A 14,138-nucleotide genomic window follows, 5' to 3' on the forward strand; every position below is an offset into this window, starting at 1 on the left:
AAGCGCCAGTCCAATTTTGCAGGAACAAGGGCAGGCGAATGGCGTTACGACAATGCCGACCCGCTGTGGAAAATCGCAGGCCCAGCATCAAGGCGATGATTCAAATCCACATAGGAGAGACGACCAATGAAAATGCACCTCACCTCCGCCGCCGCCGGCTTGCTGCTTCTTGCGGGCATTGGCGCGGCTGCCGCGCAGGATGTCGTCATCGCGCCGGAGCAGGAAACCGTTATCAAGGAATATGTGCACAAGCAGCCGCTGGCCTCAGTGAAGGTTCCGGGGGTCGAGTTGAATATCGGCAGCACGCTTCCCGATACGGTCGAGCTGCACGAGGTACCGAACGTGAAATACCGTTACGTTGTCGTCGATAACCGGACGGTTATCGTCGACCCGGGCACGCGCAAGATCATCAAGGTTCTCGATTAATTGACATCGCGTCAAATCAGACGGTCCGTCGCCGGTCCGGCGGCGGGCCGTTAACCGATTATTATTTTGTTACCATATGCTAACGGAACCTTCCCTCTGCGCTTGAGTTAGCGGCTCTGGATCCGCGCTGTCTCATAGACAACACAAATCGATGGCAGGGTGGAGATTCGGGCGGCGGCGAACAAGTATGGGCGGGCGAGGAGGAGACTAACCGACATGTCGAAACGAGAAATCGGAACATCCCGTTCGCTCGGGATGCGGGTCGCCGATCTGAGAGCCAGGATGCGAGACGCCCGGATCACTGAGCATGAGATGAAGACCTTCCAGAAGGTCGCGGCCATCATGGGGGGCGGCGAGGGCTCCCTACGCATCGAGGCGGACGATCTGATCGCCGCATCCTTCGTCGCCGAGGCGCCGGGCGAATCGACGCCGACCTGACAGCGGCTACCAGCCGAAAAAATGTTCAGTGATGCAATCGACCGTCAGACGGAAGGCGGCGGTCTGCAGGTGTGCAGCCGCACGGCTGCCGCAATGTCTTTTTAATGCGCCACCGCAACGCAGAGCGGCGCAGGCGACCACTCCAAAAAGGAGCCAGCCTTGCGCCGCTTCGGCGCGCTGGTGCCTATCCAGGCACGTGTCTGTTCTGCGCTCGGTTTTCGCGCGCCCGGCTGCGCCTGATCTTTGCTTCGCGCAGTACTACGACCGGATCGGCGCCGGTCCATTCGATCCCCGCCTTCTTTGCAAAGATCAGGAACGCCTGCCGCGCCTTGTCCAGCTCGATCTCTCCGGCCCGCGCCGCCTCGCAGGAACGCAGCGCCGTGACATAGCTCTCGTCCCGAGCAGCCGGCGGCCATTCCTTGAGGAAGTTCTGCATCGCGGTCAGCGAGGTGATCTCGCGCTTGAAACCGGCGCCGACCGCGATCGCTACCGGGGCTCGAAGTTCGATGTCGCTTCTGATGGAACCTGATCGCATAATTCGCCGCCCTATGGATTTCAAAGTCTTGGGAGTTTCAATGCCTTCCAATGCGGGGCGGATGCGAAGGTTCCGCTAAATCAACTTAGTCGTCGCTGACGGAACAACACCTTGCCGGGGGCGTTTGCCCCGGGAGCTCCAATGTTCGACCTGCCAGTGTTTCCGCCCCCGCGGTGGCAGGGCGGAGCTCCCCAACGCAACAGGAGAGAAACGATGAAAACCACCCTCATTCCAGCTGTCGCCGGCCTGGCTCTAATGGCCGGCATCGGCGTCGCGGCCGCGGACGAGGTAATCGTCACGCCTGAGCAGCAGACTGTGGTCAAGGAATATGTCCACAAGCACCCGATCGCCTCGGTGAACGTGCTTGGTCTTGAGCTCGGCGTCGGTTCGACCGTGCCGGATACTGTCGAACTGCAGGAGGTTCCGGATGTGAAGTACCGTTATGCGGTCGTCAATGACCACACGGTGCTGATCGACCCCGGCACGCGCCGTGTCGTCCAGGTGATCCAATAACACCTGCTTTCCTGAAGAGCCCGATCCTCGCGTCAACGGAGGATCGGGCTCTTCTCGCATCCGGGCTTAACGGCTAAAATGGTCAGCGGTTTGGGAGGCAACGAAGCGCGGAAGGAGTCGTTGCCATGCATCATCCACACGTCGAATCACCGAGTATCGCCGCCATGGTCGACAAGCTGCTGGCCGAACACAGGACCGGCCTACTGTCGATGCAAGAGGCAATTTCCCTGCTGCGCCAGCGTACAGGGACCGACCGCTCTGACGCGGATTTGGCCGGGTTGATTACAAAGAAGGCAGCGCATCTGGGCGTCGCAGTTGTCGTCGACAGACACTGAGCGAAATTGCCGTCAAAGTCGGTCGCTATATGCGTGATAGCGAAGACGCCGCGCGAAAATTCGGCTAATGTTCGCGCCGGGGAACCGACATCAGGAGGCGACAGTGACGGACGACAGGCACGAACGCATTCGCCAGCGGGCGCACGAGATCTGGGAGCAGGCTGGTCGGCCGGAAGGCGCGCATCTCGAGCACTGGGATCAGGCGACGGCCGAGATCGACGCGGCAGGCAAGCCGAAGGCGAAGAGTCCGAAGAAGGCCGCCGCCGCGAAAGTCGAAAAATCAAAAGTAGCGGCTAAGGCCGAAAAGCCGGCCAAGCCCGCCAAGGCCAAGGCGACCAAGCCCAAAACCAAGGGCTGAGTCCGTTAGGCGACCGCTTGACCGCCAAGCTTTATTCGATCCTCGGAAGGTGAAGGCGAGGCAAGGGCGTCCCTTCGTGTATCCCCCGGTCGCGCTGATTTCTGACGTGCCGATTTGCAGCGTCCTTTCGTCAGCGCGCCAGGGCGGCCGGCAGCCAGGTCGGCGGCAATGCCGGGCTGCAGGTCAACTGGTAGGGGGAGGCTATCGCCTTCCTTGATTTCCGGCGTATCGCGCGACCGCGCACAGGAATGCCAGCGCGGCCGTGTCGCAGGCGGCCCGCGACGGCGAGGGACCCTTGGCGAAAAGAACCGCGTCCGCGACGGGGATCGTCAGGCCGTGCTTGCGGGCGAATGAGGTGACTTCGTAGGGTTGATCGTCGGGCTGTATGCCGATGTCGATGCGCTGGTCCATTAAAACGAATTCCTCCCTGATGTGCGGCTTACCCTCCTTCGCCTGAGAGGAATTAATCACCGGCCGCTAGCGCGCGTCCACCAATTGGCAATTGTGTGAAACGATGCATTTTTCGGCAGGTGGCCTAAGGGTTGTAGCGACTGTCTGGGCTCACCACGCGTCGCTCGACCGGGCAAACCTCACCCCCGCCGCGATCATCGCGTTTTCACATTCGCTGATCAGCCTCAGATTGCGCGAATACCGCGCCACCGTCTCCGGCAGCCAGGCCGCGCAAGCCTCCACATAGGCGCGGCCATGCACCAGCGTGCCGGTCGAAAGCCGCTCGTCCTTCTCTGCGATCACTTTCAGATATTGCCGGATGAAGCGGATGTCGTCGGCGATATCCTGGCTGGCCATGCGCCAGGCGCCGGCAAGACGTTCGCGCTCCGCGAGCGGCAGTGGCGACAGCAAGGGGCGGGAGAGGTCGGCGAAAGCGGCATGGTTCGCGGTGTCCAAGCAAGTCCCCTCAAAGAGAAAAGAAGTATCGTACTTTATGTACGAATAGCAATCAAGCGGGATTCGTACAATTTGAACGACAAAGCGGGTGAAAAGCGGCTATAAAAAATCCGCAAAAATCTTTGACCAGCCATCTCCCCAAAGGGAGATGAGGCTTCTGGCCCGATTGGCCTTGCAAAAACCGCTTCTCCATTCGCTCGAACATTGCTTTAACCCCGCCACCCACAGGGGTGCTCCGTACGGTCGGGGCTGAGATGGTGGCGGCAAGCCTCCGGACCCTAAAGCTGATCTGGATAATACCAGCGGAGCGAGGCGGGCATGTTTTCCGCGCATAGATTTTGTTTGCCTCGGGGATATTGCTCGACGGCAAAGGCCAGACGCTGAAGGAGAAGCCGGATTTGGCCGCGTATTTCACGAATGAGTTTCTGGGGTAGGGGACGGTCAGGCGCGAAGGAACGCGGCGTCACGCCGGTACCTTGCCGGAAAATTCCGTGCGGCGCCTAATCCTTCACAATGGCGTAGAGCAGGGCGGTTTTGACATGTCGTCCAGGTTCGCCCGGCAGCGAGAGGGCCGCCGAAAACAATTTCACGGTTGCGGGGCACAGGCCCGCGAAATCCTGACTGGCGTTCGCTATAGCCTCCATCTCGACCGGCGTGCCGCCGCTTTTGGTAAAGGCCTGGGCGACGAGCGACCAGTCCTCATCCTCAGGTCCGGCAGCCGGCAGGCCGCTTCTTTTGGCAGCGCCGAATGCGTGGAACAGCGTTGCACCGATCTTGTCCAGATGTACCAGAAACTCACGATCAGGCGCGCTGACTGCGTCCGGTCCGTTGCGCAGGTAGTTGTTGCAGGTGGCTGGCGTTTGTCGCGCCATCAGGTAGTTGAGCATGGCAAGCTGGGCCGAGAGCGCCTGTGAAGCTTCGTTGTCCGGAGTGGAAGGCAACAGCGGCGCATACCTACGCCGCAGTTCGGCGACCGCAACACGGCTGGTGTTTCGCACCGCCTGCTTGCCGCCCAAGCGCGCCGCGACCAAGACGTTGTCGATCAACGCGGCGTAGTCATCCGGGAACTCCTCGGCGATTGCCTTCAATATCTGCGAGTCCTGCTTCTGAACCTCGGCGTCGATGTCGGCGCGGGTCAACGCATGGGGCGGGGGCGTCTGCTTGCCGGCTTGGCTCGCGAGCTTGCCGGACTTGTTCGAGCGAGACGCTTTCTCCTTCGCAGCCACTGCCAATTTTCGACCCTGGCGGGCCATGTCGGATTTAGGATCGAGCTCGAGCGCCCTGTCGAGATCGGCGGCGGCGCGATCGAAGTCGCCGATAGAGTACCAGGCGCCGCCGCGCCCGAAATAAAGCGGGGCGTAGTCCGGTTTCATCTCTATCGCATGGTTGAAATCGGCGATAGCCTTTTCCGGTTCGCGCTTCTTCACCAGTATAAGAGCGCGGCCGTGATAGGCTGGGGCGTAGGATGGATCGATCTCAAGCGCTCGGCTGAGGTCGGCCATGGCCCCGTCATAGTCTCCCTTTTGCAGGCGCGCCCTGGCGCGCGCCGAATAGGTCGACGGTTCGTTTGGCGCGAGTGCCACGGCGCGGCTATACTCAGCGGCGGCGCGATCGTATTTGCGTTTCTTGTAGAATGCGTCGCCGCGCTCGAGCGCCGCTACCAAGGCCGCTGGATCCGGAGCGACTTCGGCCGTCTCCGCTTCGTTTTCGCCTTTCGCCGCTACTGCGGCCTTGCGGGCAACGCCGTAGTCGGTATTGCCGGGATCGAGCTTGAGCGCCTCGTCGAAGTCGGCGATGGCGCCGGCATAGTCTTTCCGGTCGGCCCGGGCCATGCCGCGCGCATAGTAGCTGGCGTCGTGCTTCGCATCGATCCCGATCGCCACCGTATAGGCGGCGATCGCGCGTCCTGCGTCGCCCTTGGCCTGCCACGCCATGCCTTTGCAATAGTGGGCGTCGCGCGCCTTCGGATCGAGCTTGGAAGCCTGGTCGCAGTCCGCAAGGGCGCCTTCGACATCGCCGGACGTCACCTTGGCGAGGCCGCGGCGAAAATACGCCGGAGCAAAATTGGGGGCGAGCTGAATGACCCTGTCGAAATCGGCGATCGCCTGGCCATAGTCGCGTGTGGCTGCCCTGGCCCTGCCGCGGCCGAAATAGCCGAAGCGGTTGTCGGGTTCGAGCGCGATCACCACGTCATAGGCGCCGATCGCCTTGTCGTATTTGCCCATGTCCAGCCAGGCATCGCCGCCCAGGATCGCTTGCAGCGCGCGCTGGTCTTTTGTCTCCAAGGTCTTTGAGGCCAGTGTGTCGTCGGTAGCCGTCAAATTCGGACGGACGGCTTGCGCCGGCGCAGCAGCGATTGCCGACTTCGATTGCTCCAAGTCCGGTGCCGGCCTGGCGTTGCCTTCATCACCGACGGCCTGTTCGTCGCAGCTTCCCGACCGTGCGGAATCCAGTTCGACGGCACGCCGGCAATCCGCCGCTGCCCCGGCCTGGTCGCCCTTGAGCGTCCTTGCGCGGCTGCGGCCAAGATAGGCGTCGGCACTTTTGGGGTCGAGGCTGATCGCCTTGTCAAAATCGAGCAGCGCGCCGTCGACACCATATTTTGCCAGACGCGCTCCTGCGCGTTCGACCAGTATCCTGGCGGCGGCCCGATCCTGAGCGGCCTGATCCTGTGTCGCGGCGGCCGGAACGGTTTGAGCCATGAGCGCGGCGCACGCGTCGGCGCGTTTCGGATCCAGTTCGACGGCGCGCCGGCAGTCGCTGGTGGCGAGGGCATCGTCTCCTTGCGAGGCCGCGGCGACCGCTCGGTCGTAATAGGCCTCGGCGTTGTCCGGATCGAGCGAGATGGCATAGCCGAAGGAAGCGATTGCGCCCGGCACGTCGCCGGAGACCTGCTGCTTCAATGCATCCCGGATTTGCGCGGCAGCATCTTTGGAACGGATCTGCCTGCCAGTGGCCTCCAACTGCTTGGTCAAAGCAGAAAGATCCGGCTTGGTCGTCGTTTCCGCGGCCGGCGCCTCGGCGTCGGCGGGTCCCACATCACAATCACCGGCCTTTTCCGGCTTGAGCGCGATGGCCTTCCTGCAATCGGCCGCCGCGCCGGCCGCGTCGCCGCGCCGCGCTCGTACCAGCGAGCGGGCGAACCAAGCTCCGGCATCGTTCGGATCAAGTGCGATCACCTGGCCGAAATCGGCAATGGCGCGGTCGTCGTTGCCTTTGCCCGCCCAAGCGACGGCTCGGTAGTAATAGCCGTCGACGTTTCCGGCATCGAGCTCGGTCGCCTTGTTGGCGTCAGCGATCGCGCGAACCCACTCCTTTTTGTTGGCCCAGGCGGCGCCGCGTTTGGCATAGGCGTCGGCGCTCCTGGGGTCGATGTCCAGGGCCGTGTCGTAATCGGCAATAGCACGGTCGAATCCGCCCTTGGCGGCGTGGGCGATGCCGCGGTTGACCAAGGCGGTCACGTCCGTCGGATCGATACGGATCGCCTCGTTATATGCGGCGATCGCCTTTTCCTGATCGCCCGTCGCGGCCAAGGCGGAGCCGAGTTCGGCATGCGCCCTGCCGTTTCCCGGATCAGCCTCGATCGCCTGCTGGAAGTCGAGGATGGCCGCGTCAACCTTACCCTTGTGCAGGAAGGCCGAGCCCCGGCTGGAATAGGCTTGGCTGTCGGACGGCTCAAGGCTGATCGCAATGTTGAAGTCCGCGATCGCGCGGTCGTCGTCGCCTTTGTCGAACCAGTCGGCGCCGCGGTTGAAGTAGGCCGAAGCCCGCTTGGGATCGAGCGCGATCGCCTCGCCATAATCGGCGATCGCGCCATCCCAGTCTTGCATGTCGTCCCGAGCCCTGGCCCTGTAGAAATAGGCCTTGGCGCGCAAAGGCGATGCCTCGGTGACGTCCTCGGCAATCGCGGTGCAGGCGGCAATGCGGCGGTCGGCTGCGGCTTTGGCATCGCCGGGGCTTTTTTCATCGCCGAAACAAAGGGCAGGATCTTTGACAACAGCGGCCGCCGGTTCGCTTAGCCCGCCAAGCACCAGCATCACCGCCAGGACCACCAGCGGCCCGCGCGAAACCCCTCCAACAAGCGCGCGCAAAAACGCGCCGATGCGGCGTAACATGATGGATCCTCCCCCCGGAGTTACCGCGGCTGCGGCCATAGCTGCCTATAGTTCTATTTTTGTTCCGGAATGCAAGCAGAAATTGTGAAGGCCGCATTGGGGCGCCCAGCCCGCGCTAAGCGGGACCGCCCAGAACACTTGCCGCCGAAGGCCGGCGCGAAGGATCGCGGCCTTTGCCGGAGGCCTCTGGGCTATCCTCACATGTCGATCATCGACCGCTTCACCCGCCCGATGATGGTGATCGCCCCCTCCAGCTCCGGCGGCGGGATATCCAGATAGGACGCGGGCTGGAAGGGCGGATTGTCGTTCGGGCGGTAGCGCTTGTAGGTGGCGCGTCCCGTCTCGTCGGCAATCACGTAGCAGCCATTGGTCACCAGCCGCTTGTCGCGCAAATTGACAAAGATGATCGAATCCGGAGGCGAGATCTTGTTCATCGATGGACCGTCGACGCGCAGCGCAATCCATTCGCCTTCCTCGAGGTCGGCGGTGGGGATGGTCGGATAGTCGGAAAGGTTGACCACGCTGTCCTGACTGCCGAGCTCGCCGGCGCTGATCCAGGACACGATCGGCACGTCGACGGTGACGGGCGCCGAGGCGAGGCTGACCGGCGCCGCTTCCGTGCCATCGGCATTGAACAGCAGCCAGCCGGGATCGACGCCGAACAGCCGGCCGTATTTCTCGGCCGCTTTCCGGGACAACGGCCGGTTGCCGTTCTCATGGCTGATGAGGGTATTCTTGTTGATGTCGCGCAAGGCCCGCGCCGCATCGCTGGGCGAAGCATAGCCGGCCTGGGCGCGCGCCTGCTGCAATCTATGCCGGGAATCCATCATCGTACAAAATGCCTGAAAATAATCGTCCAAACTGTACGATTTCGCTTGCGCGGCTTTCGTACATAACGTACGCTTAGCGCATGAATGAGCATCCCGCAAGCATTTCCGCACTGCCCGTGATTCCCGCGCCGCCCATGAGCATCTCGGGGCTTGTCGCTTCCCGGCTGAGCATGGGCGCTTTCGCCGTCCCGCAAGGGGAGGCGGCATGAACGCGCCCGTATCTTTCCAGTTCGAACCGTCTTCCCCATTCGAATCGCCTGTCGAATTCCAATCGTCCGGACCGTCTTCCTCCCCGGTCCGGGCGCATTCCGGGGCGCTTGCCCCGGATCCGGTCGAACCGCCCGCACCCCGGTTCACCGGAACGGCCGGAGCCGTTCCTCCCCCGGCTCCGGCCGCCGCTTGTGGGGGCGCATCATGCATCCGCACCGAGGACGGCACCGTCATCCTGTTCGACCGTACGACGGGCCTTGCGGTATCGGGCCTGACCCGAGCCGCCGCCGAAGCGACCCTGCTTCGGCTGACCGGCGCCGCCTGACTTCAACCGATCGCTGACCTGACTGCGGCCTCGCGGCCGAACCCTGGCGCTCGTCCGCGCCTTCGACAAGCAAATGGAATGAGACGATGACCGCCGCCTATACCGAAAAGGAAATCGACGAGATCGCCGCCTGGTTGAAGGAGGGGCTTTCGGCCTCGCGCATCGCCGGCCGCTTCAGCGCACTGCGCGGCAGTCCGGTCTCGCGCAACGCCATCATCGGCATCGTACACCGCAATGCCGGCTTGCGCGCTATCGGCTTCGCCAATCCCAAGGGCGGCCGCGCCGGCGGCAGACCCAGGAAGCATGCCCGGCCCGATCGTCCTGGCCGGCGGGCCAGGGTGACGGTCGGAGGCGTGGCGCTCTCCGAACCGGCAGCACTTTCCAGGCATGTCGAATTGCTGGAAGGCGCCAGCGGGGAAGCTGCCAATCTCCCCCCTTGCGCGGGAGATGACCCGGAGGGCAGAGGGGAGTGCTGTCCCGCCTACACCCCGGTCTATGAAGTTCCCTCTGAGCCGAGCAACGTCACCGCCTGCACCCCCAAGCCCAGAAAGCCCAAAGCCCGCGAACCCGCACGCACGCTGCCACCCGCCTGGCTCGCACCCAGCGCCCGCGAGAAATCCGAAGCACATCTCTACAAGCTCCCGGCGCCGCCGCCTCCGGTAAACCCCGGCCGCCAGCCGCATGTCGCCGCGATGCGCTTTCTCGACTGCCTGTTCGGCCGCTGCCGCGCGCCGCTCGACCTCGCGCTGCGCGAGGATGCCGAAGCCGATCCCGCCGGCGCGCGCCCGGGACCGGACATGCTCTGCTGCGGCCTGCCGACGTCGGCTACGCGCTCCTACTGCACGCATCACCATGCAAGGTTCCATGGCCATCGGGGGAAGGGGATGTGAGGGCGAGGCGACGAACGTGCCGTCGCCGGAACCGCTGATCTCCCATTCCGAGGGAGATGTCCGGCAGGACAGAGGGGGGCTGTCCCGCCGGCCTTTCCAATTTCCATTCTCGCCAAAACAAGGACCCGCATCCATGCCCCGCAAATCCGCCAAAAAACCGCAGCCTCCGAAACTCCCCAAGGGCGAGGCGGAGCAGGTGCGCATCCGCCGCGAGATCGGCCACGACTTCGCGCTGAAGCAAGACGCCTTCGGCCGCCAGCGGCTCGCGTCCGGCACGGCCGAGGCGCGGCGCGTCTACGAAGTGTCGAACGGCGGCTACACCTCCACCGGCGGCGTGGTGCGCCTGCGCAATGTCGATCCGCTCACCGGCATCACCTCGCTCAGCCGCCAGCAGCGCGAGGCCGGCCAACGTTTTCGCGACGATTTCGAGCGCAGCCAGCGTGAGGGCCTGCAGCCGCAATCCTGGAGCGAGCGCGTCGATAGCGGACGCGTCGGCGGCGGCATCCCCGATCGGGTGCTCTCAGCCGGCCGCGCGCACGCCCATGCCGCGGCAGCGCTCGCCCACTGGGAGGTGGCGGAGGTGGTGCGCAAGATCTGCCTGGAGGGACAGTCAGTGAAGGCGATCGCTGAGCGTAGCGGCGATGGGCGCGACGTGGTGGTGAAGTTGCTGAAGGTGGGGCTGGATCTGCTGGCGGTGCATTATGGGATGATGGGGAGGAAAGCTGGGTAGGGGCGGCATGGACGTGGCCAAATCAAGGGCTTGGCAAAGAAAAGTGACTCACGATGTGAGGTGGCTGACGTGAACTTGCAGAGATATGACGTTGCCCTTCATCCGCCCCTCGGGACGCTCCCGCCGGAGCGAAGGAGAGGCGCGACGCCGGCGCAGCCGCTTTCTCCTCGTTTACGGGGAGAAATGCCCGGCAGAGCAGTGGGGGCGCGCTGACCTTCGACGTTATTTGCGGAGTCCGGTATGAGTTTTGGAGGTTGGCTCCTCGCCACCCTCAGGTGGTGGTTCCCACCCAAACACACTCCGCCCGCCCAGCAGATGCGACTGGTCCATTTCCCCCGCCACGATCTCCTTCAGGCTCGGCCCCGTCACATAGCGCTCCATCCGGCGTGACTCGCCATCCAGCCGCCTCAGCGCCTCCAATTCCTCACCGCGCCCGAGCTTGGCCTTGCCCACCGCCGATTTCAGCACTGAGATCGTCTCGTCATAGACCTTCAGCGGCACGGGGAAGGGGTGGCGGTCCTTGCCGCCATGGGCGAGCGAGAAGCGGGCCGGGTCGGAGAAGCGGTAGGGCGCGCCATGCACCACTTCCGAGACCATCGCCAGAGCCCGCACCGTGCGCGGGCCGACGCCGGGGACCAGCAGCAGTTCGGGAAAATCCTTCGGGCCGCTTTCGATGGCGGACGCGATATTGCCGTGCAGGCGGCGCATGACGATGTCGCTCTCGCGCACATCGTGATGCGCGGGCATGACGAGGTTGGGCAAGAGCGGCTGCGCGACAGGCTCGGGTTCGGGTTGCGGCTCCAGTACGGCAAGCTCGGTCAGGATCTTTTCCGGGCTCATGGTCTTCAGAAGCTCGACCTGCCCGCTGCGGGCCTTTTCCGCGCGACGGTCGGTGAGGTTGACGATCTCTCCCTGGCTCTCGCCTTCGATGGCTGCATGCGGCTGGTTGACGAAGCTTTTGAGTCCCTCCGACAGCCAGTGGTAGCGGCGCGCCTGGCGAGCGTCGCCGTTCATGCCCTGCTGCACTACCACCCAGCGCCCGTCATCGGCGACGATGAAGCCATGCAGGTAGAGGTCGTAGCCGTCCTGCACGGCGGCGCTGTCGACCTTGGCGACGAGCCGGCTGGCGGTGGCTAACGCTTCGCCGTCCAGGCCGACGCGGTCGCCGATCGCCAGCAACTCGCCCGGCGTCTTGCGCGAATGCGCGCCGCGCCCGCCGCAGACATGGATGCCGAGTTCGTTGCTGAGCGGATTGAGCCCGCGCTTCAGCGCGCCGATGACGGAAGTGGTGATACCGGACGAATGCCAGTCCATGCCCATTACGGCGCCGAAGGACTGGAACCAGAAGGGATGGGCGAGCCGCCGCAAAAGCTCGTCGCGGCCGTAATGGTGGACGATTGCTTCGCACAGCACCGCGCCGAGCTTCGTCATGCGCTCGCCCAGCCATTTCGGAACCCGCCCGCCATGCAGCGGCAGGTCGGCGCTGCCGCTTCGCTGCGTCACTTTGCTTTCCCTTATGAATGCCGGCTTTTAGATGGCCCTTTGGCGGGAATTTGCAAGGCGACGCAGCGGCCAATGTTCCGCCTTGTCAGTAACGGCAAACCCGAACCCGTTCCAGCACCCGGCGGTGATGGTGCCAGTGCCTCACCCACTTCACGTGGCAACGGTGGTAGTGGCGGTGCCGGTGGTAGTAGCGATGCGGGTAGCGGGCCATGTAGTCGGGATAATAACCGCGGTAATAGCGCGGGCCGTAATAGCGGCCGCCATAGTCGTAGAACGGGCCGCCGCCGTAGAACGGGCCGCCGCCGTAGAAGGGGCCTCCGTAGAACGGGCCGCCGTAGAACGGGCCGAAGCCGCCGAAAGGACCGAAAAAACCGCCCGGACCGAAGAACTGCGCATCGGCAGGCGCGACCGTGGCTGCGGCAGAGGCAATGGCAATCACCGAAGCAAGTAACAGTTTTCTCATGGCAACCTCCTCCTGAAGGCTGATCCCCGGATAAACGCGCTGCAGGAAGCGTGTGTTCCCAATCGCTGACGGCCGCTGAGCGTGGCGCTCACCCTCGAGAATGGTCGCAAGAGCGGCTAGGAAGTCAGCTTGCCAACCGGACTCAGTACCTGCAGACGCGGATTGCCTCGTACACCCGGTGGTGATGACGCCAGTGTCTCACATATTCGACTTGGCAACGCCTGTGGTGCCGGAAATAGTAATTCCGGTAGTAGTGCGGCCTGTAGCTGTAATATTGGCCGTAGTACGGCCGATATGTGTAGCGGTCGCCGTAATAGTCACCGTAGTACGGTCCATAATCATCATAATCATCATCGTAATAGCCGTCGCCGATGCCGATCCCGAATTCGAGGCGTCCGGCATTGGCCGGGCCGATTACGGCGGACGCCGACGCAACGGCTATAACGGAGGCGAGCAGGAGCTTTTTCATAACCACCTCCCTGGGGTTGATCACACCATAAACGCCCGGGAAGCAGCGTATGTTCCGAATCGCTAATATTCGCCCGCCCATCGATGAGGATGGGCGGGTCGTCATCTCCCCTCGCGGCGGAGATCAGCCAATTGCGGGCACTAATCAGCGTTCGCAAATGCGGATTTTTTCAATGACGCGGTGGTGATGGCGCCAGTGCTTCACGATCTTGACCCGGCAATTATCGCGATAATACCGGTTATGATAGCGAACCACATAACGCTCACGAGCGGGGGCGTAGTAGTCGTCATCGTAGACGTGCCGGTAATAGCGGTGAGGGTAGTATCCGCCATAATCGCCGTAATAGTCGTCGTCATAGCCAGGACCGATGCCGATACCGAGCTGCACGCCGCCGGCGTTGGCCGGCGCGATCGCGAACGCCGAGGCGATGGCGATCATCGAAGCAAGCAGAAGCTTTTTCATCGCTGCCTCCTTGAGTTTCGAGGACGCCCCTTCGAGGAGTAAACGGTTTCGAGGCAGCCGGTGTTCCGAGGAAAATGGGGCCCTATCTTCCACGTGCTCGGGGCGAGCCCGTTCGCAAATGCAGAAAAACGCTCTCTCCCCTGCAAAAGGTGTATGGACCAGGGGAGGATAGCGCCGCGCGATGTCGCAGCACCGCTCGCGACCGTTGGCGCCGTCGGCTATGCCACATCTGACCCAAATGCCAAGCACAGGAGCCTCCATGACCAAGAAAACCATTCTCAAATTCGGCCCCGTCGAGCAGGCCGATGGCGGCGACCTACCAGGCTGGATCGCGGTCGAGGGTTCCCCCACCATGCAGACCGCCGTGCAGCACGCCACCGACGACGGCAAGGTGATGTCCGGCACCTGGCGCGCGTCGCCCGGCACTTACCACGCCACCTACACCGACTATGAGTTCGTCCACATGATCGCCGGCCGCATCATCATTACGCCCGATGGGGGCGAGCCGGTCGAGGTCGGCCCCGGCGACGCTTTCGTGGTCGAGGCCGATTTCAAGGGGACATGGAAGATCCTCGAGCCGGTGACCAAGCATTTCGTCGTTGTGATTGGATGAGGGCGCCGGCGCTGAAG

18 protein-coding genes and 1 riboswitch are annotated in these 14,138 nt (G+C 63.4%); of the genes, 9 read left to right on the forward strand and 9 right to left on the reverse strand.

Annotated features, from left to right (window positions below; translation table 11 throughout):
• Window positions 1-126 precede the first annotated feature (126 nt).
• Entirely contained in the window at window positions 127-426 is a 300-nt protein-coding gene (locus P9273_RS18270; protein WP_278050159.1) for a DUF1236 domain-containing protein, read from the forward strand.
• Window positions 427-642: 216 nt separating this feature from the next.
• Window positions 643-864: a hypothetical protein gene (locus tag P9273_RS18275; RefSeq protein WP_041002718.1), complete on the forward strand. Its 222-nt coding sequence runs from the start codon at window positions 643-645 to the stop codon at window positions 862-864.
• A gap of 184 nt (window positions 865-1,048) precedes the next feature.
• Here P9273_RS18275 and P9273_RS18280 read toward each other — a convergent pair whose 3' ends face one another.
• Complete coding sequence (locus P9273_RS18280) at window positions 1,049-1,399, reverse strand: DUF982 domain-containing protein (protein ID WP_278050160.1); 351 nt, start codon at window positions 1,397-1,399, stop codon at window positions 1,049-1,051.
• 213 nt (window positions 1,400-1,612) lie between these two features.
• Here P9273_RS18280 and P9273_RS18285 point away from each other — a divergent pair, with 213 nt between their 5' ends.
• The 3 genes from P9273_RS18285 (at window position 1,613) to P9273_RS18295 (ending at window position 2,605) form a co-directional block, all read left to right on the forward strand.
• Complete coding sequence (locus P9273_RS18285; RefSeq protein ID WP_041001465.1) at window positions 1,613-1,912, forward strand: DUF1236 domain-containing protein; 300 nt, start codon at window positions 1,613-1,615, stop codon at window positions 1,910-1,912.
• A 125-nt stretch (window positions 1,913-2,037) separates the two neighbouring features.
• The gene (locus P9273_RS18290; protein WP_041001463.1) at window positions 2,038-2,247 is read left to right on the forward strand and encodes a hypothetical protein; all 210 of its coding nucleotides are present in this window, start codon (window positions 2,038-2,040) and stop codon (window positions 2,245-2,247) included.
• Window positions 2,248-2,350: 103 nt separating this feature from the next.
• Complete coding sequence (locus tag P9273_RS18295) at window positions 2,351-2,605, forward strand: DUF2934 domain-containing protein (protein ID WP_041002713.1); 255 nt, start codon at window positions 2,351-2,353, stop codon at window positions 2,603-2,605.
• Window positions 2,606-2,806: 201 nt separating this feature from the next.
• Here P9273_RS18295 and P9273_RS18300 read toward each other — a convergent pair whose 3' ends face one another.
• The 4 genes from P9273_RS18300 to P9273_RS18315 form a co-directional block, all read right to left on the reverse strand.
• Window positions 2,807-3,016 (reverse strand): hypothetical protein, encoded by a 210-nt coding sequence (locus P9273_RS18300; protein WP_041001461.1) that lies wholly within the window; start codon window positions 3,014-3,016, stop codon window positions 2,807-2,809.
• A gap of 150 nt (window positions 3,017-3,166) precedes the next feature.
• Window positions 3,167-3,511 carry a hypothetical protein gene (locus P9273_RS18305; RefSeq protein WP_041001459.1) on the reverse strand — a complete coding sequence of 115 codons (345 nt, stop codon included), beginning with the start codon at window positions 3,509-3,511 and terminating at the stop codon, window positions 3,167-3,169.
• A gap of 216 nt (window positions 3,512-3,727) precedes the next feature.
• Window positions 3,728-3,840, forward strand: a riboswitch (TPP riboswitch).
• Window positions 3,841-4,011: 171 nt separating this feature from the next.
• Complete coding sequence (locus P9273_RS18310) at window positions 4,012-7,626, reverse strand: tetratricopeptide repeat protein (protein WP_278050161.1); 3,615 nt, start codon at window positions 7,624-7,626, stop codon at window positions 4,012-4,014.
• Between the two features lie 197 nt (window positions 7,627-7,823).
• Window positions 7,824-8,456, reverse strand: coding sequence for a LexA family transcriptional regulator (locus P9273_RS18315; protein ID WP_041001455.1), 633 nt, complete (start codon window positions 8,454-8,456; stop codon window positions 7,824-7,826).
• A gap of 205 nt (window positions 8,457-8,661) precedes the next feature.
• Between P9273_RS18315 and P9273_RS18320 the strand changes: the two genes are divergently transcribed.
• The 3 genes from P9273_RS18320 (at window position 8,662) to P9273_RS18330 (ending at window position 10,611) form a co-directional block, all read left to right on the forward strand.
• Window positions 8,662-8,991 carry a hypothetical protein gene (locus P9273_RS18320; RefSeq protein WP_278050162.1) on the forward strand — a complete coding sequence of 110 codons (330 nt, stop codon included), beginning with the start codon at window positions 8,662-8,664 and terminating at the stop codon, window positions 8,989-8,991.
• A gap of 86 nt (window positions 8,992-9,077) precedes the next feature.
• The gene (locus tag P9273_RS18325; RefSeq protein ID WP_278050163.1) at window positions 9,078-9,881 is read left to right on the forward strand and encodes a GcrA cell cycle regulator; all 804 of its coding nucleotides are present in this window, start codon (window positions 9,078-9,080) and stop codon (window positions 9,879-9,881) included.
• Window positions 9,882-10,014: 133 nt separating this feature from the next.
• Window positions 10,015-10,611 carry a DUF6456 domain-containing protein gene (locus P9273_RS18330; RefSeq protein ID WP_278050164.1) on the forward strand — a complete coding sequence of 199 codons (597 nt, stop codon included), beginning with the start codon at window positions 10,015-10,017 and terminating at the stop codon, window positions 10,609-10,611.
• A 222-nt stretch (window positions 10,612-10,833) separates the two neighbouring features.
• Here P9273_RS18330 and P9273_RS18335 read toward each other — a convergent pair whose 3' ends face one another.
• From P9273_RS18335 to P9273_RS18350, 4 genes are all read right to left on the reverse strand, one after another.
• Window positions 10,834-12,114 carry a DUF763 domain-containing protein gene (locus P9273_RS18335; protein ID WP_278050165.1) on the reverse strand — a complete coding sequence of 427 codons (1,281 nt, stop codon included), beginning with the start codon at window positions 12,112-12,114 and terminating at the stop codon, window positions 10,834-10,836.
• A gap of 85 nt (window positions 12,115-12,199) precedes the next feature.
• Window positions 12,200-12,577: a hypothetical protein gene (locus P9273_RS18340; protein ID WP_278050166.1), complete on the reverse strand. Its 378-nt coding sequence runs from the start codon at window positions 12,575-12,577 to the stop codon at window positions 12,200-12,202.
• A 142-nt stretch (window positions 12,578-12,719) separates the two neighbouring features.
• Entirely contained in the window at window positions 12,720-13,046 is a 327-nt protein-coding gene (locus tag P9273_RS18345; RefSeq protein WP_278050167.1) for a hypothetical protein, read from the reverse strand.
• A 144-nt stretch (window positions 13,047-13,190) separates the two neighbouring features.
• Entirely contained in the window at window positions 13,191-13,508 is a 318-nt protein-coding gene (locus P9273_RS18350; RefSeq protein WP_041001448.1) for a hypothetical protein, read from the reverse strand.
• A gap of 259 nt (window positions 13,509-13,767) precedes the next feature.
• On the opposite strand from P9273_RS18350, the gene P9273_RS18355 reads away from it, so the two are divergent.
• Window positions 13,768-14,121, forward strand: coding sequence for a cupin domain-containing protein (locus P9273_RS18355; RefSeq protein WP_041001446.1), 354 nt, complete (start codon window positions 13,768-13,770; stop codon window positions 14,119-14,121).
• Window positions 14,122-14,138: the final 17 nt, after the last annotated feature.

Source organism: Mesorhizobium sp. WSM4935, from assembly GCF_029625735.1.
Taxonomy (GTDB): Bacteria; Pseudomonadota; Alphaproteobacteria; order Rhizobiales; family Rhizobiaceae; genus Mesorhizobium.